The sequence below is a fragment of the Mesorhizobium sp. M0909 genome (assembly GCF_040319515.1).
Classification (GTDB): Bacteria; Pseudomonadota; Alphaproteobacteria; order Rhizobiales; family Rhizobiaceae; genus Mesorhizobium.
On sequence record NZ_JAMYOA010000009.1, the window covers coordinates 122,139 to 143,314 of the forward strand.

Consider the following 21,176-nt stretch of genomic DNA (forward strand, 5'->3'; position numbering starts at 1 on the left):
CAACACAGGCTGTGTCTGAAATCACCTCTCCCCGCTCTAAAGGGAGAGGAAAACGATCACATGGAGGAAGTCAGATGTCCTATGTCGACGGTTTCGTGCTGGCCGTGCCCAAGGCAAATCTCGATGCCTACAAGAAAATGGCGCAGACGGCCGGCGCTGTCTGGAAGGAGCATGGCGCGTTGGCCTATGTCGAATGCATTGGCGACGACGTATCCTATGGCGAGCTCACCTCCTTCCCGCGCGCCGTGCAGGCCAAGGAAGACGAGGTCGTCGTCTTCTCCTGGGTCGTCTATGAATCCAGGCAGCATCGTGATGCGGTGATGGCCAAGGTGATGGCCGATCCGCGCCTCAAGCCGGACTGGGAGACCATGCCGTTCGACGGCAAGCGCATGATCTTTGGCGGCTTCCAGCCGTTTTTGGAGCTGTAGGCCCGCAACGCATTACGCTAGTCGGTCGAGCAGCGGCTTCAGCCGGTCGCCATAGCGCTTCCACAGATCGACCGAGCCCTGATACATCGGCTGGCGCACTTGCGCGGCCGACGCCGTGCGCACGGGCCGGTCGGTCTGGTGAAACGACAGCACGGCGTCGTCCCATGGCAGGCCGAGATGGGCGATCAGCGCCCGCGACTGGCCTTCCTGGTCGGCGACGAAATCCTCGTAGCGAACGTCGTGCACGACATCAGGCAGCACGGCGTGCCAGTGCGCCATGATATCGGTGTAGAGGTTGTGGAAATCGGCGAGCTCGTCGAGATCGTAGCCGTAGCGATGGCTGTCGCCGCGAAAGTGCACCTTGTAGATCGACAGGCAGGTCGCCGCCGCATCGCGCGCGCAATGGATGATCTTGGCCTTCGGCAGCATCATATGGATGAAGCCGACCAAGAGGAAGTTGCCGGGCATCTTGTCTGTGACGTGCCGAAAACCTGGATAGCGGGCGCGCAGCATGTCGAGATACGCCTGGCCGGCCTCAGCATAGGCCTTGTCGGGCATGTCGGCGATGCCCCAGGGAAAGCCGCCCTTCATGCTGAGCGGAAACTGCTTGCCGACCGCCGTCTTCAATATGCTGAGCTCGCCGGCGCCATAGACCTGCGGATGGCTGGCGATGATCTGCTCGACCAGCGTGGTGCCGGATCGCGGCATGCCGACAACGAAGATCGGCGTGTCGTCGGCGATCCCGCCCGGCCTGTGTTTTTCAAAAAAGGTCTTGTCGAATACCGCCTTCATCGCCTCGAACTCGCCGCGCGTCTTGCCGGCGTCGTAGTCGATGCCCTGGCGGCGGATCGCGTTGCCTTCGGCGAAATAGTCGAAAGCGCGGCCATAATCCCTGAGGTCGTCGTTGGCCTTGCCGAGGCCGAAGGAAAGCTGCATGCGCGCCAGGCTGCCTTGCGGCGCCTTGGCGTGCTCCGCCTCCATGCGGGCAAGCTCGGCGTCGCGCTCCTTCTGGCGCTTGACCTGGGTGAGCATCAGCCAGGCCCTGGCCATGCCGGGGTCCACCGCCAGCGCCTGCCTGAAAAGATCCGCAGCCTCGTCGAGATTGCCCTTTTCCATCAGCCCGACGCCCAGGCCGTGCAAAAGATCGGCATCCTTCGGCCGGATCGTCAGCGCCTCGCGAAAAACAGCCAGTGCTTCATCCAGCCGGCCCGCTTCCTGCAGCGTTTCGGCAAGCCCGACGCGGGCGCGGACATGGAACGGGTTGCGGCCGATCGTGCCGCGATAAATATCTTCGGCGCCTTCGAATTGGCCGAGTTGCTTCAGCGACGAGCCGAGATTGTCGCGCGCCGCCAACTGGTCCGGCCGAATCGCCACCACCTTGCGGAAGAGATCGGCCGCGGCCGCTACCCGGCCGAGGTCGCGCAGCACGGTGCCGAGATTGTTGAGGAAATCCGGATTGTTCGGCTGCAGACGCACCGATTGTTCGATCAGCGCCAGCCCCTCGGCGCTGCGCCCGGTCTGGTGCAGCAGAAGCCCGAGGAAATGCGCAGCAGCCGGGTGGTTGGCCTTTTGCGCCAGCACCTGACGGTAAAGCGCCTCCGCTTCCTGCCGGCGCCCCGCCTGGTGCAACTGCAGCGCCCGCTGCACGTGCTGGTCGAGCCCCAGCGGCGGCTGTCCGCCTGAGCCGTAACGTGCGCCTGCCGGTTGTCTCGGATCTCTGTTGATGGGAAACCTGCCGTGTTGTCCGCCTGCCGCGATCTAGGCCATCGCTGCGGCACGTGCAAGAGCAGACGGCGGTTGCTACGAAGCAAACCTCCGAACCCGGGGAACTTACCGAAAGTCGGCCGGCGTCAGCACATACATGTTCTTGCGGCCGTGCGAGTAGGCTTCGCGCGCAATATCGTGGATCGATGAACGCTTGGCGTCGAAGGCACTGAGGAATTCGGCTTCGGCTCCGCTTGCAGCCGGGTTTACCGTCGAAAGTGCCGTAACCTCGATAAAGAACGGGACTTCGAACATGCCGTCATGCCCGACGAAACGAACGCGCTTGGCTGCAGCGTCGTAGGAGCGGCTGGGGTTGGGAAAATTGAGTGTCATGGCTTGCGCGTCAAATCAGGCGGTTGCTTTCGGCAAGCTGGCGCGCCCGCCGCACCGTGCCGTCGGTGTCGGCAATCCTTCGCCTTGCCGCCTCGTCGCTTCTTATCGTGAGGCGCGGCGATATGACCTTTGTCGGCTTGACGACAGGATCGACTGCAACTGTCGGGACATTCGGTGTTCTTACGGAACTCATGACTCTATTCCCTTCATACCTAAATAAACACAAATGCCGGAGGAACTCTTCCGGAACTTCTTCAAACAATTTTTGAGATGCCCGGCACCGTATCATCGTTTCGCAAATAACCATAGAAAAGTAATTTTACGTTGGTAGCGGCAAAAAGCCGGAATCTTCTTGAATAAGCCGCATTTTCAGAATATTGGTATGGAACCGTTTTTGGGCCGTGCTTGGTCCCCTCGCGGCGTCAGGGGTTCTCGGCCCGCCAAAACTCATACAAATCGCCGATACCCGATACCGCAATCCAGGCCCCGTTTTCAGGGCCAGGCCGGAAAGAAACTTCAAGGCACAAGAATGTCTGCCCGCACCACTCATTCCATCGCGTTTCGCGGCACCTTTCGTGCTTGGCGGGCTAGATGGCGTGCAGCCGGCCGGCGACTATGACATCGACCACGACGAGGAACTGATCGACGGCATGTCGTGGCTTGCCTGGCGCCGCGTCGCCACTTTCATCCATCTGCCGTCAAGGACGGTGAAAAGCCCGACCAGCCAGCTTGTCGCCGTCGACCACGCCGAACTCGAAGCAGCGCTTCGGCACGATCAGGAGAACGTTACATGATCCGCTTCCAGCAGAGTGCGCGGCGCACGGATACGCCGTCGCATATCTTCACCGTCGGCCAGACCGTCCGCATGAAGAGCCGCATCGGCCTTGTCCAAAAGACCGCGGAGCTGTTCCAGATCAAGAGCCGGCTGCCGGTCAAGGACGGCTCGCCGCAATACCGCATCCGCAGCGAGCAGGAGACCTACGAGCGGGTCACCACGGAAGACAATCTCGAACCGGTCGACAACCCGGCCGGCTGAGCGATAGCACTCTCGACATTACCACCCACGCACGAGGGATCAGAAATGGCCAAGGGTCAACAGCGAAGCAACCGCGAGACACGCAAGCCCAAGAAGGACAAGGTGGCTGCAAAGCCGGCCTCGCCATTCGGCTCGGCGGTCAAGCAGGCGGAGACCGGTACGAAACCCAAGTCCAAAGGCTAGGGTCGATCGCAGACAATCTGCTGGAGGCGTGCTTGAATTTCGTCATCGAGTTCTACCGCTCGCGCGATGCCGACGAAGCGACACTCGACCGGGTGTCGTTGGAGGCGCCGAACCTGCGCGCCGCCCTGCAAGGCGCCGCCACGCTGCTTCACACGCTGATGATGCCGCAGATCCCCGATCGCCTGCGCATCTCCAACGAGGACGGCGCCGAGCTCTACGTCGGCCCCGCCGATGGTGCCTATCCGGACGAACAGTGAGGCCGGTGCGCTAGCACGGCCCATCATCGACGACCCGATAATCAGCCGCGCGGGCCTCGCATTCATTGGGGAACGTGCGCAGTTCGCCATGGCGACGGGCACAGACCGGGCGGTATTCGCGGGTACAGAATGTCTGCTCCCCGCCGCCACCACCGCCACGGCACTCGCCTTCACGGATGATGCGGTATCCGGCCCGTTCGGCAAGGCAGGCGTTGGCGAAGGTCTGGCGGTCGCCGCCGCGCCTGGCGCAGACCGGGTCATATTGCCTGGTGCAGAATTGCGGTCCCGGCCGTGGCGGGCGCGGCCCCGGCCCCTCATCGACCACGACGGTGCAGGCCGCGAGAATTGCCGACAGGAACAGGATGGAAAAACTCTGCCGCGAGAAGATTGCCGCAAGAAACCGCATGAATGTTCCCTCCCTCGAAGCTCGTGCCTGCACAAATGGTGCCTGCGTCCGGCCGATCCTCGTCATTCCGCCGCCAAATGCAACCCCTGTTTGCAACGGGCGGCATGGCCAACCAAGGCGGTATGCCGGCGCAAAGGCAAAACAGCACCGGCCCCGCTTGCTGGACCATGCCTGGGCTGCGTCTGGCCGATGACCGGGCGGAGAACCGGGACTATCGGTGCGATGCGTCGGGATGCGCCTGTTGGGCCGCCCGCGGCTCTATCTTGCAAGCATCACGTTTCCGTGCGATAAATTTTGTGTTCGGGCATTTGCGACCCGGAGAGCGGAACGTTTTGGACGACCTTTCCCCGATACTGTGAATCTCTGACAGCCCCGTTTTCGGCGGGGGGTTTTACCATGCGCCAGTGCATGACTGCCGAAGCAACCACCGGGACTTGCCCACGGCGCCAGGCGGCGGGCGGAACCACCAAGACTGACACGGGTGAAGGAGTTTCCCCAATGGCCCAGACCGGCACCGTTAAATTCTTCAACGCTACCAAAGGCTTCGGCTTCATCACGCCCGATGGCGGCGCCAAGGATGTGTTCGTACACATCTCGGCGATCGAGGCTTCCGGGCTGCGCACGCTCGTCGACGGTCAGAAGGTCACCTTCGATGTCGAGCCCGACCGTATGGGCAAGGGTCCGAAAGCGGTCAATCTCCGCGCCGCCTGAACGGCGGCGTGCCGCGCGTCCTTTCGGGTGTGAGGATGCTGCAAGGCTTTGGTGTGACGTGAATTTTATAAAGGCGCGGCGGTTTTCGTCGCGCCTTTTGTGTTCTGGGATGCTTGCCGGCACCCGCAAAACTTTCTCTTGCCGATGGCACTAAAATAAAGGACAAATTTCCGTCCGGGCATTTGCCGGCCCGAGACTGGACTTGTGGGATCAAAGGAGCTTCCCATGCCGCAGACCGGCACCGTCAAATTCTTCAATCACGCCAAGGGCTTCGGCTTCATCACGCCGGACGACGGGGCAAAGGATGTCTTCGTCCATATTTCGGCCGTGCAGGCGTCGGGTCTTCCCGGTCTGGAGGATGGGCAGAAAGTGACATTCGACACCGAGCCGGACAAGCGCGGCAAGGGTCCGAAAGCCGTCAACCTGTCGATCGGCTGAACCGGCCCTGGACAGAATGGACGTGGGCCGGTCTGGCCTGCGGTGTTTACCGCACGCTTGAATCGCCCAGTTGGATGAACCCGCCTGGCCAAATTTCGTTCAGCCCCCGTTCAGCCACGGTCCCATATTAGTCTTCGTTAAAGCCGGACCGCATCCCCCGAAAACGACCCGGGCCGGCACGAAGGAGACCGATATGAACCGAATTTTCAAGACTGCCATCCTTTCCGCCGCGGTCGTTGCGACCACGCTTGCGACCTTGCCCGCGGCCAGTGCCGATGAATGGCGCCATCACCGCCGGCACCACGGCAACGGCGACGCCGTTGCGGCAGGCGTGCTCGGCCTTGCGGCCGGTGCCCTGATCGGCGGTGCGCTCGCCAGCCCGCAGCCCCGCTATTACGACCCGGCCTATGATGATGAATACTACCGGCCTGCCCCGGTGCGCCGTTATTACGTGCAGCCGCGGGTGGCCTATGCCGAAAGCTATGCGGAGCCCTGGACCCGCGGCTGGTACGAATACTGCTCGGACCGCTACCGGAGCTTCAACGCGCGTACCGGCACGTTCACAGGCTATGACGGCGAACAGCATTTCTGCACCGCCAATTAACGGAGGCAGTTTCCTGCCGGAAAAAAGCGCGGTCGCACAGGCCGCGCTTTTTTGTTTCCGGCAAGCGGTTTCAGATCAGGAACGGATTGCTCCGCCGCTCCTCACCAAAACGGCCGCCGGGACCGTGGCCGCAGATGAAGCCGATGTCGTCGCCCAACGGCAAAAGCTTCTCCTTGATCGAGGCGATCAGCGCGGCGTGGTCGCCGCCCGGCAGGTCGGTGCGGCCGACCGAACCGCGGAACAGCACGTCGCCGACATGCGCGAACTTCGCCGCCCGGTTATAGTAGACGACGTGGCCGGGTGCGTGGCCCGGACAATGGAGCACCTCGAACACGTGTGAGCCGAACGAAACGGTCTCGCCTTCGGCAAGGAACCGGTCGGGGACACAGTTGCGCACGGGATCGGTGATGCCGTAGCGCTTCGCCTGGTTCTCGAGATTGGCGAGCAGCGGCCGGTCGGCCGCATGCGGGCCGATGATCTCGATACCGAGCGCCTCCTTCAGCTCCATAGCCCCGCCGGCATGGTCGATATGGCCATGCGTGATCCAGATCGCGCCGGCAGTGATCGCATTGTCCTCGAGCGCCGCCAGCACCTTGTCGATGTCGCCGCCCGGATCGACGACAACGCCTTGCCTGTCGTCCATGTCGAAGAGAATGGTGCAGTTCTGCTGGAACGGCGTGACCGGCACGATGCCGGCGTTGAGCTGACCCATATTCGTCCTTTCACGCTGTCGGAGCGCTGCGCGCCCCCTCGAACGCGTCAGGAAAGCCCTAACCTTACCCTGATGTAGAGACACACGCGAACGGCGTCCACCGCTCCACAAACGGCAAACGGAAAAACGCAAAACGGAAAACGAAATGGGCGGCCGAAGCCGCCCATTTAAAACCCTGAAACGTCAAAGCTTATTTCTTCATCGCGTTCATGACCGCACCGATGATGCCGGTCAGGATGGCGCCGCCGCCGGCACCGCCAACGATATTTGAAATGTTCAACGCGCTGCCTGCCCCTGCCGCCGTGGCCGCGGCTGTCGGATCGACCGCGCCACCCAGCAGACTGTTGAGGATGGCCGCACCGCCGACGCCGCCAACAGCGCCGCCCAGGATTTTGGTAAGCTGCCCCATCGCCGCCGTCTTGATAGCCGCGCCAACCGCCTGACCACCGATGATACCCGTAATCACCTGAATAATGATCGGAAGAAGCGTGTTCATATCCATATTTCCAGTCCCTCCATAGCTGCCAGCCTCCCGGGCCGACCCCATCATGAGACGCCGAATTGTGTGAAAGTCAAATGCAGAAGCGCTTAAATAAAAAGGGCGGCCCGAAAACCGCCCTTACTAGTTAAAAAAGCTGTGACTTTCGTTATTCTGCAGCGATTGCGTGCTTGGGCTGAACGGCCGCAGAATAGTCATTCATCAGCGTCTTGGCGATTTCGCCGACCTCGAATCGGTATGGACCGATCTCCGAAACCGGCGTCACCTCGGCTGCCGTCCCGGTGAGGAAGCACTGCTGGAAGCCTTCAAGCTCTTCCGGCATGATGGCGCGCTCGATCACCTCCAAACCGCGGTCCTTGGCAAGGCCGATGACCGTGCGGCGGGTGATGCCGTCGAGGAAGCAATCGGGCTTGGGCGTATGGATCTTGCCGTCCTTGACGAAGAAGATGTTGGCGCCTGTCGCTTCCGCCACCTGGCCCCGCCAGTCGAGCATCATAGCGTCGGCATAGCCCTTGGCCTCGGCGGCATGCTTGGACATGGTGCAGATCATATAGAGGCCGGCCGCCTTCGATTTCGACGGTGCGGTGCGCGGGTCGGGGCGGCGCCATTCGGCCATGTCGAGGCGGATGCCCTTGAGCTTCTGCGCCGGGTCGAAATAGCTCGGCCACTGCCAGATGGCGATGGCGCAGTTGATCCGACTGTTCTGTGCGGAAACGCCCATCTGTTCGCTGCCGCGCCACGCGATCGGCCGGACATAGGCGTCCTGGAAACCTTGCTTCTTCAACAGCGTGCGGCAGGCGTCGTCGATCTCGGCGACCGAGTAGGGTATCTTGAAGCCAAGCAGGCGCGCCGATTCATGCAGGCGTTCGGTGTGGTCGGTCAGCTTGAAAATTTCGCCCCCATAAGCGCGCTCGCCCTCGAATACCGCGCTGGCGTAGTGCAGCCCGTGGGTCAAGACGTGGATCTTGGCGTCGGCCCATTTGGCGAATTCGCCGTTCATCCAGATAAAGCCGTCCAGTTGGTCGAAGGGAACGGATGCCATGGTAACCTCCCGCGGGCGGCAGCCCGCACAGTGTCGTTGCGTGTTTCGCCTCGGCCGCTGCGGACGGCCATTGTCTCAAAGCGTAGGCGGATATTTAAGGTCTGGCAAACTCAGGAAGTTCCGGAAAAAACGGCTTCGCTTGCCTTTTCGTTCGCAATCCGCCGAAAAGCTTGCCAAAAATTACCATCGCGCGGAAAATACGTCAATAGTGCTGACATAATTTCCTGCTTCACACGGAGAAAAGATGACGAGCCACGCAGCCGCAGAGCCGATCAGGACGGCGATCACCGACGAGGACGGCATCGATTTCGCCATCATCGAGTTGTTCTTCTTCGCCTATCGCGACTTTACCTCCGATCCGGACCAGATCCTGGCCGATTACGGTTTTGGCCGCGCCCATCATCGGGTGTTGCATTTCGTCAATCGCCGGCCCGGCCTGACGGTCGCCGAGCTCCTCGACGTGCTCAAGATCACCAAGCAGAGCCTGGCGCGCGTGCTCAAGCAACTGATTGACACCGACCATATCGTGCAATTGCAGGGCCCTCGCGACCGCCGCCAGCGCGAGCTTTATCCGACGGCCAAGGGCCGTGCGCTGGCGCTGGCGCTGGCGCGGCCACAGTCGCGCCGCATCCATGCTGCATTGGAAGATTCCGGAGCCACCGAACGCGCCGTTATCGAACGGTTCCTTGAAGCGATGGTCAATCCGGAACTAAGGGCGCAGATCGACATTGTGCCCGCAAAGATGTCAGGGAAAAGCCATGGAGACCATTGAGAGGGTTGATCATCCGACAGCACCGGAAGACGACGCGCCGCATCTGCTGGTGGTCGACGACGACACCCGTATCCGCAATCTTCTGAAACAGTATCTGACCGAAAACGGCTTTCGCGTCACCGTCGCCGGAAATTCCGGCGAGGCGCGCCGAAAGCTCGCCGGCCTCGACTTCGATCTGATCGTGCTCGATGTCATGATGCCGGGTGAAAGCGGCGTCGATCTCACCAAGGCGCTGCGGGCGGAGAAAAACGTACCGATCCTGATGCTCACCGCACTGTCCGAAACCGACAGCCGGATCACCGGGCTCGAGGCCGGCGCCGACGACTATCTGCCTAAACCGTTCGACCCGCGTGAGCTGATCCTGCGTATCAACAATATCCTGCGCCGCGGCGGCCCCGCGACGACGCCCAAGGTCGAACAGCTGGTCTTCGGTCCCTATACGTTCCAGATCGCCAGGCGTGAGCTGAAGCGCGGCGGAGAGGCGCTCAAGCTGACCGACCGCGAGCAGGAAATCCTGGCGATCTTCGCTGCCCGTGCCGGCGAGACGATACCGCGGCATGAGCTTGTCGGCGACGAATCCGAGGTCGGCGAGCGCACGATCGACGTCCAGATCAACCGGCTGCGCCGCAAGATCGAACGCGATCCGTCCAATCCGGTCTGGCTGCAGACCGTGCGCGGTATTGGGTATCGGCTCAGCGTGGAATAGAATGCCGCCGACAGCGGCCCTTTGCCGGGTCCCGGTGAGCGAAAAGACGAATGGCGACCACGCAACTCGAACGGCCGGGAGATGGCGGCTTCGGCGCCCGCGCGACGCGGGCGCTGAAGGCCGTGCCGCGCGCCTGGAACCGTTTCTGGCGCCTGGTGTCGCTTTACATGCCGAAGCGGCTCTATGCCCGCTCGCTGATCATCGTCATAGCGCCAATGATCATGCTGCAGTCGGTCGTCGCCTTTGTCTTCATGGAGCGCCATTGGCAGACCGTGACGCAACGCCTGTCACAGGCCACGGTGCGCGACATCGCCGCCATCATCGACCTGATAGATACCTATCCGCATGACGCCGACTACGCGAACGTCATCCGCATCGCCCAGGATCGCATGCAGCTGAAGGTCGACCTCCTCCCCCCCGACCCGCTGCCGCCACCCGGGCCAAAGCCGTTCTTCTCGATCCTCGACGAGATCCTTTCGTCCGAGATCACCCGCCAGATCAACCGTCCGTTCTGGATCGATACGGTCGGCAATTCCAATATCGTCGAGGTCCGCGTCCAGCTTGAGAACAAGGTGCTGCGGGTCTTCGTGCGCCGCAGCCAGGCCTATGCGTCGAACACCCATATTTTCCTGATCTGGATGGTCGGCACCTCGCTGGTGCTGCTGATGATCGCCATTCCCTTCCTGCGCAACCAGATCCGGCCGATTCTGACGCTGGCCGAGGCGGCCGAGAGCTTTGGCAAAGGCCGGCCGATGCCGCGCGATTTTCGCCCGCGCGGCGCCGAGGAAGTCCGCCGCGCCGGCTTTGCCTTCATCCAGATGCGCGAACGCATCGAACGCCAGCTCGAGCAGCGCACCGCCATGCTGAGCGGCGTCAGCCACGATCTGAGGACCATCCTCACCCGCTTCAAGCTGCAATTGGCACTGGCCGGGACCAAGGCGGCCGACACCCAGGCACTCGACCAGGACATCGACGACATGCAGTCGATGCTGGAAGGTTACCTTGCCTTTGCACGCGGCGAAGCATCGGAAGATGCCGGCCGGTTCGACCTCGAAGCCTTCTTCGACAAGCTTCGCGAGGAAGCCGCGCTGCGCAAGCGCAAGCTGTCGACCGTACTTACCGGCGATCCGCACGTCCACGTGCGCCCCAATGCCTTTGCCCGGCTGCTCTCCAATGTCGTCGGCAATGCATTCCGCTATGCCAAGACGGTGGAGATCAACGCCAATCATGGACGCGGTTCGCTGCTCGTCACCATCGACGACGACGGTCCGGGCATTCCGCCCGAAAAGCGGGAGGATGTATTCAAGCCGTTCGTGCGGCTCGACGAGGCCCGCAACCTCGACGCCAGCGGCACCGGCCTTGGCCTCTCCATCGCACGCGACATTGCCCGCAGTCATGGCGGCGACATCGTCCTCGAACGCAGCCCGCTCGGCGGCTTGCGGGCGGTGATCAAGGTTCCGGCTTGACGGCAGCAAGACCCGGCCTTCATTCGCCCGTCATGAAACCATGGTGAAGAGCGCCAATGAAGCGCGCGATCCTGATTGATTCGGCCCTGCGGCCTCATTTCGACCCCGCGCCTGCCCGGGTGCGCCGGTGCGACGCCAGAGCTGCGGCGTGGTCGCCGCTCAGGCATCGCGGCAAGCCAATCAAGCTTGCCGCCAAGGGACCGCCATGCGCATCCTGATGGTCACCGACGCCTGGCGCCCGCAAGTCAACGGCGTCGTCCACACGCTGGAGCGCCTCTCGGAGACCCTGAAATCCTTCGATGTCGAGACGGATTTCCTGACGCCCAACATCTTTCGCACCCTGCCTCTGCCGACCTATCCCGATATCAGGCTGGCGCTGACGACGCCGCACCGCGTGGCGCGGCTGATCGAGGCGCGCAAGGTGGACCACGTTCATATCGTCACCGAAGGACCGCTCGGCATTATGGCCCGGCGCTACTGCCGCAACGCCGGCCGCCCGTTCACGACCAGCTATCACACACGTTTTCCGGAATATCTGAGCGCACGCCTACCGGTGCCTGAAGCATGGGCCTATCGCTGGCTGCGCGATTTCCATAATTCAGGACAGGGAACGCTGGTCGCCACCCAGTCGCTTGCCGACGATCTTGCGGCGCGCGGCTTCACCAAGCTCCGGCCGTGGACGCGCGGCGTCGACACCGATCATTTTCGGCCGGATAAAAGAAAGGACCTGGGATTTCCCGGACCGATCTTCCTCTGCGTCGGCCGCGTCGCGATCGAAAAGAACCTGCCGGCCTTTCTCGACCTCGACCTGCCGGGCAGCAAGGTGGTCGTAGGCGAAGGGCCGGAACTAGCGAAGCTGAAGGCCAGATATCCCGATGCCCATTTCCTCGGCCATCGTCCGAATGACGAGCTGGCCGAGATCTACGCCTCGGCCGATGCCTTCGTCTTCCCCAGCCGCACCGACACATTCGGCAACGTCATCATCGAGGCGCTGGCCAGTGGCACGCCGGTCGCAGCCTATCCCGTCACCGGACCGATCGACATCGTCGGAGACGGCATCGGCGGCGCGGTATCGGACGACCTGCGGCAAGCAGCGCTCGCCGCCCTTCACGTCGACCGCGCCGAGGCGCGGCAACGCGCGATGCGCTACAGCTGGAAGGCCTGCGCGGAAATGTTCATGGAAACGGTTGAAGAGGCGCTGGGCACCATGCGTAAACTGGCTGCGTGAGCAACAGCGCAGCTAGAACAACCTGCCTCCGTCCGGCACCTTGCGCTCGATCGCGCCAAGCACGACGGCGCCCTCTTCATCGGGAAAGCCTAGCGTCAGCACTTCCGACATGAATGGCCCGATCTGGCGCGGCGGGAAATTGACTACAGCGAACACCTGCCGGCCGATCAGGGTTTCGGGCGTATAGTATTTTGTGATCTGGGCCGAGGATTTCTTCACCCCGATCTCGGGACCAAAATCGATTTTCAACTTGATCGCCGGCTTGCGCGCCTCGGGAAAAGGCTCGGCCTCTACGATCGTGCCGGCGCGGATGTCGATACGGTCGAAATCGGCAAAGCTGATTTCGGGTTTTCGCGTGTTGCTCGAACTCATCGACGGTCAGGCGTTTCCGTAGGTTTCGAACAGCACGCCGGCCAACGCATCCTTGGCCGAAGTCCCCGACCAGACGACGAACTGGAACGCCTGGAAATAGCATTCGCAGGCTTCCAGCGCCGACGACAGCAGCACCTCGACCTGCTGGCTCGACGGCTCGACCCCACCGGCCAGCAGCAGCGACTGGCGGAACATGATGGCGCCTTCCTGCTCCCAGAGGTCGAAATGGCCAAACAGCATCTGCTCGTTGATCAGCGAAAGCAGCCGCATCACCTCGAGCGCGCGCGCCTCAGGCACCTTGATGTCGAAGGCGCAGGCCAGGTGCAGCGCCTCGTAGTCCTCCATCCAGGAGAATGAAACGTGGTAGTCGGTCCAGCTTCCGGCAACCGAAATCGAGATCTCGTCGTCGCCGGCCCGTTCGAAGGACCAGTCGTTGTTGTGCGCCACCTGCTCGATAACATCCACCGGATGGATTTCGCGGGAGAATTCGAGTTCGAGAAGTTCCATAAAATGCTTCCTGTCGTTCTGGGAGCGCCACCACACGCTCCGCGGGAGAGGCACACTCGAACAATTCTGCCTAGAACTCGGACGGCCAGGACTTCGTCAACGCAAAGACCCCGGACCGGACCCCACCGCCCGGCGCATGACCCTGCTCCGAATCATGCAACAAATTCAGTCTATTGATCGGGAGTCGCGTGACCAGCCAAATTTTTCGCACTGCGTCATTCGCATGTGGAAAGGCGATGTCACAAAGATTCACGCAGTACCGGTAAGCGATTCACGACAAAGCGCTTTTTGCGATCCGGCTTTGTGGAAAAGTTTAACGATTTATTTCTGATTATTTTTTTGCACGCGGCTTTGCCGCAGCCACAGGCGCTGCTTGACCGGTCAATTCGGCAAGCCTGGCCTCGAGCGCCTCGATGCGAGCGGCGAGGCGGGCGTTTTCTTCCCTGGCCTTCGCCGCCATGTCGCGAGCGGCTTCGAATTCCTCGCGCTGCACCACGTCCATGGAGTTGAGTATGCGCTCGGCCTGGCCCCTGAAGGCGGTCTCCACCTCGCGCCGCACGCCTTGCGCGGCACCGGCTGCGTCGGTCATCAGCTTGGCGAATTCATCGAGAATGCGGTTCGGTCCGGTCGCCATGGCAAATCCTCGCTTGGTTGAATTGACGTAGTGGCGCACCATTCGGAATGCAAGCATATGCTTGCCTTGACCCCGCCAAAAGCCTGCCGCATGGTCCGCGCCCGAACCTGATTGGAACCTGGAGACCCTGTTGAGCGAATATTTGCTGCCGCTGGCCGCCCTGCCCTTTCCCAACATTGACCCGGTCATCGTCCGGATCGGACCACTGGCGGTGCATTGGTACGGCGTCGGCTATATCGTCGGCATTCTGTTCGCCTGGTGGTATGCCAAACGCCTCGTCACCAACCCAAAACTTTGGCCCGACGGCACCCTGCCGATGAAGCCGGTCGACCTCGACGACTTCATCGTCTGGGCAGCCATCGGTGTGGTGCTCGGCGGACGCACCGGCTACGTGCTGTTCTACGACCTGCCGCGCTACATTGCCAATCCGCTCGATATCGTCGCCGTCTGGCAGGGCGGCATGTCGTTTCATGGCGGCCTGCTCGGCGTCATTCTCGCAATGACGCTGTTTTCCCGGTCTCGCGGCATCCGCACATGGTCGCTGTTCGACGTGGTTGCCGCCGGCGTGCCGGTAGGGCTTGGCCTCGTTCGCCTGGCAAACTTCATCAATTCCGAACTATGGGGCCGACCGACCGACGTGCCATGGGCATTCGAATTCCCCAATGGCGGCCCATTTGCACGCCATCCGAGCCAGATCTATGAGGCGCTGCTCGAAGGCCTGGTGCTGTTCCTGATCCTGCGCTTCCTCACCCATTCCAGGCTCAAGCTGAAGACGCCGCGCTTCGTCGGCGGCGCCTTCATCGCCGGCTATGGCGCCTCGCGCATCTTCGTCGAATTCTTTCGCGAGCCCGACCAGCAGCTTGGCTACCTCCTTGGCACGGGCTGGCTGACCATGGGAATGGTGCTGTCACTGCCGATGGTGCTGGCCGGCATCTGGGCCATGGCTACAGCCAAGCCGGTGACAAAACCGCAGCCGGCATGACGCGGCTGAAGACCCGCATCGCCGAGCTGATCGGTGCGGTGGGACCGATCCCCATCAGCGAATACATGGCGCTCTGCCTGTTCGATCCGAAGGACGGCTATTATACGACACGCGAGCCGTTTGGCGCCGCTGGCGACTTCGTCACCGCGCCGGAGATCAGCCAGATGTTTGGCGAGCTGGTCACTGTCTGGCTCTATCAGGCATGGCTGGCGATCGGCCGGCCGACGCCGGTTGCCATCGCCGAAATCGGCCCCGGCCGCGGCACGCTGATGAGAGATATGCTGCGCACGCTTTCGCGGCTCGATCCGACGCTTACCGCCAGCGCATCGTTCGCCTTGATCGAGACCAGTCCGCGGTTGACCGAGGTCCAGAAACGGACGCTTGCCGGGACGTCGGCCACCATCGCCTGGCATGAGGCCGTCGAGACGCTGCCGCAGGGGCCGCTTCTGATTGTTGGTAACGAGCTGTTTGACGCGCTGCCCATCCGGCAGTTCGTCCGCGCTGGAGCCGGCTGGCGCGAACGGATGATCGGTCTCGACGATGCGAACCGGCTGCGCTTTTTCGTCGGCGCCGGCTCGCTCGACCCGATGCTGCTGCCGGAGGGTGCCGAGAATGCGCCGCAAGGTGCCATCGTCGAGGTGGCGCCAGCCCGCGCTGCCCTTATGGCGGCAATCGCCGGGCGACTTGCCGGATTTGGCGGCGCCGGCCTTTTTCTCGACTACGGTCACCTCCAGCCCGGGATCGGCGACACCTTGCAGGCCTTGCGCAAGCACGGCCATGAGGACGTGCTGGCCAATCCGGGGCAGGCCGATGTCACCGCCCATGTCGATTTCGCCGCCCTCGCGGCCACCGTTCGGGCACACGGCCTCGATGCCCACCTCTCCACGCAAGGTGAATTCCTGCTCAAGATGGGGCTTCTCGAACGGGCTGGCCGACTCGGCGCCAATGCCGATGAGGCAGCTCGCGAAAAGATCGCGGCCGACGTCGAGCGCCTCGCCGGCCCGCAGGGCATGGGCGAACTCTTCAAGGTGCTTGCCGTCCTCCCCGCAGGAATTGCCGTTCCGCCGTTTCCAAGCACGGATTGACTTTTCGCTGCCGCCTCTCTCACTCTCCCGTCTCCGACTAGCGCCCGACATCAACTTCGCCAGCCTTCAACCGACCAGCCTTCAACTGCGCCCCTTCAACTCGCTTGACGAAATCGCCCATACGGACAACAAAGCCGCCATGCTGAATCAGACCAAACCGGATCCCGTTCGGTCGCCCTTGCTGGAAACGGCGCAAGGCATCCGCCACGGCTACTTCACGCGAGTCGGCGGCATTTCCAGCGGCATCTACCGGGGCCTCAACATCGGGACCGGTTCGAACGACGAACAGACGCTGGTGTGCGAAAATCGCCGCCGGGTCGCCGAATGGATGGGCGTGCCTGCAAACCATCTGCTGACCGCTCACCAGGTTCATTCGCCGGACGTCGTCATTGCCAGGGAGCCTTTTGCCGGCGAGCGGCCCAAGGCCGACGCCATTGTCACCGACCGGCCAGGCATTGCCGTCGGTGCCTCGACCGCCGACTGCGGACCGGTCCTCTTCGCCGACGCCGAGGCGCGCATTATCGGCGCCGCCCATGCCGGCTGGAAAGGCGCTTTCACCGGAGTGCTGGAAAACACCGTTGCGGCAATGGAAAGCCTCGGCGCCCGGCGCGACTGCATCGTCGCAGTGCTCGGTCCTTCGATCGGCCCACGGAATTACGAAGTCGGACCGGAATTCGTCGCCCGTTTCGTCGACGCCGATGCCGGCAATGCTCGCTATTTCGTGCCCTCTGCAAATGCCGGACATGCGATGTTCGATCTCAACCGCTACACGGTCGACCGGCTGACCAAGGCTGGCGTCAACGCCGAAGGACTTGGCCGCTGCACCTATGCCGAGGAAGAGCTTTTCTACTCCTATCGGCGCAGCACGCATCGCAACGAGCCCGACTACGGGCGGCAGGTTTCGGCAATCGTTTTGGAGGCTGACTGATGGCGCTGCATTTCGAACGCTCGGAATTCGACGCGCGGCGCGATCGACTGATGATCGAGATCGCTGAAAAGAAGCTCGACGCCGTCCTGCTGTTTGCCCAGGAAAGCATGTATTGGCTAACCGGCTACGACACCTTCGGCTTCTGCTTTTTCCAGTGCCTGGTGGTCAAGGCCGACGGCTCGATGGTGCTGCTGACGCGTTCGGCCGACTTGCGCCAGGCGCGCCACACCTCGATCATCGACAACATCGTTTTGTGGACGGATCGTAACGGCGCCAATCCGGCGGTCGACCTGCGCAATCTGCTCAACGAACTCGACCTGCTCGGCGCCCGCATCGGCGTCGAATACGACACCCACGGCCTGACGGCCTATAATGGCCGGCGCCTCGACGAGCAGTTGCAGACCTTCGGGCAGATCGCGGATGCCTCCGGCATTGTCAGTCGGCTACGGCTGTTCAAGAGCCCGGCAGAAATCGCCAAGGCGGAAAAAGCCGCAAATCTGGCCGACGACGCGCTGGACGCAGCACTGCCGCTGATCAAGCAGGGCGGCGATGAGGCGCTGATCCTCGCCGCCATGCAAGGTGCGATCTTTGCCGGCGGCGGCGATTATCCGGCCAACGAGTTCATCATCGGCTCCGGCGTCGACGCCCTGCTTTGCCGCTACAAAGCCGGCCGCCGCAAGCTCACCAAGAACGACCAGCTGACGCTCGAATGGGCCGGTGTCTTCCACCACTACCATGCGGCAATGATGCGCACGGTGTTGACCGGCAAGGTATCGAAACGCCACCAGGAATTGTTCGATGCCGCCCGCGCCGCGCTACTTGCAGTCGAGAAGGCGATGACGCCCGGTAATACGTTCGGCGACGTGTTCGACGCCCATGCCCGCACCCTCGAAGCCCACAATTTGACCAAGCACCGGCTCAATGCCTGCGGCTATTCGCTCGGCGCCCGCTTCACCCCGTCCTGGATGGACATGCCGATGTTCTATCAGGGTAATCCCGAACCGATTGCGCCGAACATGACGCTGTTCGCCCATATGATCATCATGGACTCCGAAACCGAAACCGCGATGACGCTTGGCCGTACCTATCTGACGACCGAATCCCAGCCTAAGCCGCTGTCCCGCCATGATCTCGACTTGATCGTGCAGTGAATCCATAATGGAAAGAGTGTGAGGGGCGTTCGTCGCCAAGGAGTTTTCAGGCTAATGAGACGATCGCATGTGACGACCGTGTCATTGCTCGTGGCGCTGGCGCTGGCGGCCTGCACCAATGCGAAGGACGTTCTCGAACCGTCGGCCATTGCCCCGCAATCGACGCAATCGCTCTCCGGAGCCGGAAGTGCCGCAACGCCCCCCGCAACTCCGGCTCGGCCTGCCGGCACCGCGCAAACGGCAGATACAGCGCAGCCTTCGGCTGCAGCAGCCGTGCCACCCGCCAAAAGCGCGGCTGCCATTGCGCGGACCCGGCTGCAGGTGGCGCCGATCGTCGGCGCCTCGGTAGAAGCCGCGACACCGCTGACCGCCGAGCTTCAGACACGCGCCAGGCAGCGCGGCATCACCTTGGCCGGCAGCACCGACCAGACCCCAACGCATGTGCTCAAGGGCTATTTCTCGACCATGACGGAAGGCAAGGACACCACCGTCATCTACGTCTGGGACATCTATGACCCGGCCGGCAACCGGCTGCATCGCATCAACGGCCAGCAGAAAGCGCCCTCTGTCGGCGGCGGCGAAGGCTGGGCGGCGGTCGCCCCGGCCACCATGCAGGCAATTGCCGACCAGACAATCGACCAGTTCGCCACGTGGCTTGGCGGCGGCGCCGGCTGACATGGAGCATAATTCCGAAAGTGAATCCGGTTTTCGGAAGAGACCATGCTCAGACTGAAAGATAGAGCTATCCCCGATTCCGTCGGCATCGAAGTGGACCTATCGCCGCATCGTCAAGCCGTAAGCGTTTATTGAGATTAGCCGGCGGATTCCCATTCACGACGCTTGCAATACCGGCGCGGGCCGCTAAAAGCCCGACTAAGAGGCTGGAGTGCTATCGGAGTCTCTCAATCCTTCGCCAGGAACGGTGCATGAAGCTCTTCGCGGGCAATTCCAACAGGGTGCTGGCCGAATCAGTCGCCCGCTACCTCAACATTCCGCTGGGCAAGGCCAGCGTCAGGCGCTTCGCCGACCAGGAAATCTTCGTCGAGATCCAGGAGAATGTGCGCGGCGAGGACGTCTTCATCCTGCAGTCCACCTCGTTCCCGACCAACGATCATCTGATGGAACTGCTCATCATGATCGACGCCTTCATGCGCTCTTCGGCCAAGCGCATCACTGCGGTTATTCCTTATTTCGGCTATGCCAGGCAGGATCGCCGTGCCTCGGGGCGCACACCGATCTCGGCCAAACTGGTCGCCAACATGATCACGAGGGCGGGCGTCGACCGGGTGCTGACCCTGGATCTCCATGCCGGCCAGATTCAAGGCTTCTTCGACATCCCGACCGACAATCTGTTTTCCGTGCCGGTCATGGCCCGCGACGTAAAGGCGAAATACAAGCAGCTTGCCAATGTCATGGTGGTTTCGCCGGATGTCGGCGGCGTGGTCCGCGCCCGCGCGCTCGCCAAGCGCATCGATGCCCAGCTCGCCATCGTCGACAAGCGCCGCGAGCGCCCCGGCGAATCGGAAGTCATGAACGTCATCGGTGACGTGCGCGGCAAGGATTGCCTCTTGATCGACGACATCATCGATTCGGGCGGCACGCTGTGCAATGCAGCCGATGCGCTGCTTGCCGACGGCGCCACCAGTGTCACCGCCTACACTACCCATGGCGTTTTGTCCGGCGGCGCCATCGCCCGCATCGGCGCCTCGAAACTGCAGGAACTGGTCATCACCGATTCCATCCAGCCGACCCAGGCAGTGCTCGACGCCGCCAATATCCGCGTCATCTCCATCGCCGAACTGATGGGCGAGGCGATCTCACGCACGGCGACCGAGGAATCGGTGTCGAGCCTGTTCGATTAATGCATGTCCGCGCAAAACTGTGCAGCGGTTTTGCGATAACGACATGCATGAAAACAAGAATCCAAAGCGCGTCGCATGAGGCCGGTCGAACGCTACGCGCTTCAGGGCTGCGACTCAGGCCGAGCCGGACCGCTTATTCGCCGCACCTTCGCCAGCATCACGGGCGCCCCGCATGTAACCGCGTGGCGAGGCTCCCAGCATGCGCTTGAACATGGTGATGAACGCCGGCACGCTGTCATAGCCGAGATCGAGCGCCACCCTTGTGATCGGCTCGCCGTCGGCCAGCCGTGGCAGCGCCGCGAACAGGCAGGCCTGCTGACGCCAGGTCGACAGCGACAATCCCGTCTGGCGGTGGAACGCGCGGGTGAAAGAGCGGCGGCTCATGCCAACGATAGCGGCCCATTGGTCGATCGTCGCATGCGGTGACGGTGCCGAGACGAAGCGCCGGCACAGCGCTGCCAGCCTTGCGTCGGACGGGAACGGCAGTCCGAGCGGCCGTTCCGGCAGGTTCGGGATTTCGTGCAGCAGGAGCTTCATGATCAGCCCGCCCCGCCCCTCCAACTCCGCGCCCTGCGGCAGCTTTTCCGATTCCACGATCAGGCTGTGCATCAGATCGGTGATACCGACGACGCGCAACCCGTCCGGTAGGCCGGGAATGGCCTCCGGCATCACATAGACGGACCGCATGCTGACGTCGCCCAGCATCTCGACGGAATGTTCGGTGCCGGCGGGGATCCACATCGCGTGGTCCGGAGGCACCATCCAGCGCCCATGCCGCGTCGTTACCAGCACGACCCCGACCAGCGCGTGCAGCAACTGACTGCGGCTGTGATGGTGCCGTGGCACATGGTAGCCGTCCGGATATTCGGTCGGCAGCGCCACTGCCGGCCCAACGGCCTGCTCCAGCCATTGCCAGCGACGCTCATGCAACAACCCGAGATCACCGTCGCCCGCTTTAAACATTTCCCTGCCATGCGGCATCAGCTATGGCCCACTTGCGAAACTATTGGACCAAACCACGAAAGAAGTCGCGTGACAAGCAACGTATAAGGCAACCGGCCCCATAAGAC

Annotated in this window: 29 protein-coding genes; 18 read left to right on the plus strand and 11 right to left on the minus strand. The window is 62.5% G+C overall.

Annotated elements, in window-relative coordinates:
• Positions 1-74 precede the first annotated feature (74 nt).
• Positions 75-428 carry a DUF1428 domain-containing protein gene (locus tag NKH83_RS16260; RefSeq protein WP_352805778.1) on the plus strand — a complete coding sequence of 118 codons (354 nt, stop codon included), beginning with the start codon at positions 75-77 and terminating at the stop codon, positions 426-428.
• Positions 429-440: 12 nt separating this feature from the next.
• On the opposite strand, the gene NKH83_RS16265 is transcribed toward NKH83_RS16260, so the two are convergent.
• From NKH83_RS16265 to NKH83_RS16275, 3 genes are all read right to left on the minus strand, one after another.
• Positions 441-2,075, minus strand: coding sequence for a tetratricopeptide repeat-containing sulfotransferase family protein (locus NKH83_RS16265; protein WP_352805781.1), 1,635 nt, complete (start codon positions 2,073-2,075; stop codon positions 441-443).
• Between the two features lie 183 nt (positions 2,076-2,258).
• A complete protein-coding gene (locus NKH83_RS16270; RefSeq protein WP_254819211.1) occupies positions 2,259-2,525 on the minus strand; it encodes a DUF1488 family protein in 267 nt (88 codons plus the stop codon).
• A 10-nt stretch (positions 2,526-2,535) separates the two neighbouring features.
• Positions 2,536-2,718, minus strand: a complete 183-nt coding sequence (locus NKH83_RS16275) for a hypothetical protein (protein ID WP_254819210.1) — start codon at positions 2,716-2,718, stop codon at positions 2,536-2,538.
• Positions 2,719-3,100: 382 nt separating this feature from the next.
• Between NKH83_RS16275 and NKH83_RS16280 the strand changes: the two genes are divergently transcribed.
• From NKH83_RS16280 to NKH83_RS16295, 4 genes are read left to right on the plus strand one after another with little or no spacing between them, the layout of a single operon-like run.
• Positions 3,101-3,319 carry a hypothetical protein gene (locus NKH83_RS16280; RefSeq protein WP_502895579.1) on the plus strand — a complete coding sequence of 73 codons (219 nt, stop codon included), beginning with the start codon at positions 3,101-3,103 and terminating at the stop codon, positions 3,317-3,319.
• Complete coding sequence (locus NKH83_RS16285) at positions 3,316-3,561, plus strand: hypothetical protein (RefSeq protein WP_254819208.1); 246 nt, start codon at positions 3,316-3,318, stop codon at positions 3,559-3,561. The genes NKH83_RS16280 and NKH83_RS16285 overlap by 4 nt, the downstream gene beginning before the upstream one ends.
• 45 nt (positions 3,562-3,606) lie before the next feature.
• A complete protein-coding gene (locus NKH83_RS16290; RefSeq protein WP_254819207.1) occupies positions 3,607-3,744 on the plus strand; it encodes a hypothetical protein in 138 nt (45 codons plus the stop codon).
• Positions 3,745-3,776: 32 nt separating this feature from the next.
• Positions 3,777-4,001: a hypothetical protein gene (locus tag NKH83_RS16295; protein WP_254819206.1), complete on the plus strand. Its 225-nt coding sequence runs from the start codon at positions 3,777-3,779 to the stop codon at positions 3,999-4,001.
• A gap of 10 nt (positions 4,002-4,011) precedes the next feature.
• Here the strand turns inward: NKH83_RS16295 and NKH83_RS16300 are convergent, their stop codons facing one another.
• Positions 4,012-4,407, minus strand: coding sequence for a Kazal-type serine protease inhibitor family protein (locus NKH83_RS16300; RefSeq protein WP_254819205.1), 396 nt, complete (start codon positions 4,405-4,407; stop codon positions 4,012-4,014).
• 498 nt (positions 4,408-4,905) lie between these two features.
• On the opposite strand from NKH83_RS16300, the gene NKH83_RS16305 reads away from it, so the two are divergent.
• The 3 genes from NKH83_RS16305 (at position 4,906) to NKH83_RS16315 (ending at position 6,160) form a co-directional block, all read left to right on the plus strand.
• Positions 4,906-5,118 carry a cold-shock protein gene (locus NKH83_RS16305; RefSeq protein WP_006202520.1) on the plus strand — a complete coding sequence of 71 codons (213 nt, stop codon included), beginning with the start codon at positions 4,906-4,908 and terminating at the stop codon, positions 5,116-5,118.
• Positions 5,119-5,343: 225 nt separating this feature from the next.
• On the plus strand, positions 5,344-5,556 hold the full coding sequence (locus tag NKH83_RS16310) for a cold-shock protein (protein WP_006202521.1): 213 nt from the start codon (positions 5,344-5,346) through the stop codon (positions 5,554-5,556).
• 193 nt (positions 5,557-5,749) lie between these two features.
• On the plus strand, positions 5,750-6,160 hold the full coding sequence (locus NKH83_RS16315) for a BA14K family protein (protein WP_254819204.1): 411 nt from the start codon (positions 5,750-5,752) through the stop codon (positions 6,158-6,160).
• A gap of 70 nt (positions 6,161-6,230) precedes the next feature.
• Here the strand turns inward: NKH83_RS16315 and NKH83_RS16320 are convergent, their stop codons facing one another.
• The 3 genes from NKH83_RS16320 to NKH83_RS16330 all read right to left on the minus strand — a co-directional run bounded on the left by NKH83_RS16320 (position 6,231) and on the right by NKH83_RS16330 (position 8,413).
• Positions 6,231-6,872, minus strand: a complete 642-nt coding sequence (locus NKH83_RS16320; RefSeq protein ID WP_352713127.1) for an MBL fold metallo-hydrolase — start codon at positions 6,870-6,872, stop codon at positions 6,231-6,233.
• Between the two features lie 190 nt (positions 6,873-7,062).
• Positions 7,063-7,374 (minus strand): hypothetical protein, encoded by a 312-nt coding sequence (locus NKH83_RS16325; protein ID WP_254819202.1) that lies wholly within the window; start codon positions 7,372-7,374, stop codon positions 7,063-7,065.
• Between the two features lie 145 nt (positions 7,375-7,519).
• Entirely contained in the window at positions 7,520-8,413 is an 894-nt protein-coding gene (locus NKH83_RS16330; protein ID WP_352805788.1) for a branched-chain amino acid aminotransferase, read from the minus strand.
• 244 nt (positions 8,414-8,657) lie between these two features.
• Between NKH83_RS16330 and NKH83_RS16335 the strand changes: the two genes are divergently transcribed.
• The 4 genes from NKH83_RS16335 to NKH83_RS16350 all read left to right on the plus strand — a co-directional run bounded on the left by NKH83_RS16335 (position 8,658) and on the right by NKH83_RS16350 (position 12,585).
• A complete protein-coding gene (locus tag NKH83_RS16335; protein ID WP_023719182.1) occupies positions 8,658-9,185 on the plus strand; it encodes a MarR family winged helix-turn-helix transcriptional regulator in 528 nt (175 codons plus the stop codon).
• Entirely contained in the window at positions 9,172-9,891 is a 720-nt protein-coding gene (locus NKH83_RS16340) for a response regulator (RefSeq protein WP_023678415.1), read from the plus strand. Before NKH83_RS16335 ends, NKH83_RS16340 begins: the two co-directional genes overlap by 14 nt.
• A 50-nt stretch (positions 9,892-9,941) precedes the next feature.
• Positions 9,942-11,357 carry an ATP-binding protein gene (locus tag NKH83_RS16345; protein ID WP_352477946.1) on the plus strand — a complete coding sequence of 472 codons (1,416 nt, stop codon included), beginning with the start codon at positions 9,942-9,944 and terminating at the stop codon, positions 11,355-11,357.
• 205 nt (positions 11,358-11,562) lie between these two features.
• Positions 11,563-12,585 (plus strand): glycosyltransferase family 4 protein, encoded by a 1,023-nt coding sequence (locus NKH83_RS16350; protein WP_352477948.1) that lies wholly within the window; start codon positions 11,563-11,565, stop codon positions 12,583-12,585.
• 12 nt (positions 12,586-12,597) lie between these two features.
• Here NKH83_RS16350 and NKH83_RS16355 read toward each other — a convergent pair whose 3' ends face one another.
• The 3 genes from NKH83_RS16355 to NKH83_RS16365 form a co-directional block, all read right to left on the minus strand.
• Positions 12,598-12,957, minus strand: coding sequence for a tRNA-binding protein (locus tag NKH83_RS16355; RefSeq protein ID WP_352477950.1), 360 nt, complete (start codon positions 12,955-12,957; stop codon positions 12,598-12,600).
• A 6-nt stretch (positions 12,958-12,963) separates the two neighbouring features.
• The gene (locus NKH83_RS16360; protein ID WP_023678420.1) at positions 12,964-13,464 is read right to left on the minus strand and encodes a type III secretion system chaperone family protein; all 501 of its coding nucleotides are present in this window, start codon (positions 13,462-13,464) and stop codon (positions 12,964-12,966) included.
• Between the two features lie 331 nt (positions 13,465-13,795).
• Entirely contained in the window at positions 13,796-14,098 is a 303-nt protein-coding gene (locus NKH83_RS16365) for an accessory factor UbiK family protein (protein WP_352477952.1), read from the minus strand.
• Between the two features lie 130 nt (positions 14,099-14,228).
• Between NKH83_RS16365 and lgt the strand changes: the two genes are divergently transcribed.
• The 6 genes from lgt (at position 14,229) to NKH83_RS16395 (ending at position 20,106) form a co-directional block, all read left to right on the plus strand.
• A complete protein-coding gene (lgt, locus tag NKH83_RS16370) occupies positions 14,229-15,080 on the plus strand; it encodes a prolipoprotein diacylglyceryl transferase (RefSeq protein ID WP_352477954.1) in 852 nt (283 codons plus the stop codon).
• Positions 15,077-16,165 (plus strand): class I SAM-dependent methyltransferase, encoded by a 1,089-nt coding sequence (locus tag NKH83_RS16375; protein WP_352477956.1) that lies wholly within the window; start codon positions 15,077-15,079, stop codon positions 16,163-16,165. The genes lgt and NKH83_RS16375 overlap by 4 nt, the downstream gene beginning before the upstream one ends.
• A gap of 139 nt (positions 16,166-16,304) precedes the next feature.
• Positions 16,305-17,093: a peptidoglycan editing factor PgeF gene (pgeF, locus tag NKH83_RS16380; protein ID WP_352477958.1), complete on the plus strand. Its 789-nt coding sequence runs from the start codon at positions 16,305-16,307 to the stop codon at positions 17,091-17,093.
• A complete protein-coding gene (locus tag NKH83_RS16385) occupies positions 17,093-18,244 on the plus strand; it encodes a M24 family metallopeptidase (protein ID WP_023678425.1) in 1,152 nt (383 codons plus the stop codon). Before pgeF ends, NKH83_RS16385 begins: the two co-directional genes overlap by 1 nt.
• Positions 18,245-18,298: 54 nt before the next feature.
• Positions 18,299-18,919 (plus strand): hypothetical protein, encoded by a 621-nt coding sequence (locus NKH83_RS16390; protein ID WP_352477960.1) that lies wholly within the window; start codon positions 18,299-18,301, stop codon positions 18,917-18,919.
• A gap of 251 nt (positions 18,920-19,170) precedes the next feature.
• Positions 19,171-20,106 carry a ribose-phosphate pyrophosphokinase gene (locus NKH83_RS16395; protein WP_254819191.1) on the plus strand — a complete coding sequence of 312 codons (936 nt, stop codon included), beginning with the start codon at positions 19,171-19,173 and terminating at the stop codon, positions 20,104-20,106.
• 114 nt (positions 20,107-20,220) lie between these two features.
• Here the strand turns inward: NKH83_RS16395 and NKH83_RS16400 are convergent, their stop codons facing one another.
• Positions 20,221-21,087 carry an AraC family transcriptional regulator gene (locus tag NKH83_RS16400; protein ID WP_352477962.1) on the minus strand — a complete coding sequence of 289 codons (867 nt, stop codon included), beginning with the start codon at positions 21,085-21,087 and terminating at the stop codon, positions 20,221-20,223.
• Between the last annotated feature and the right edge of the window lie 89 nt (positions 21,088-21,176).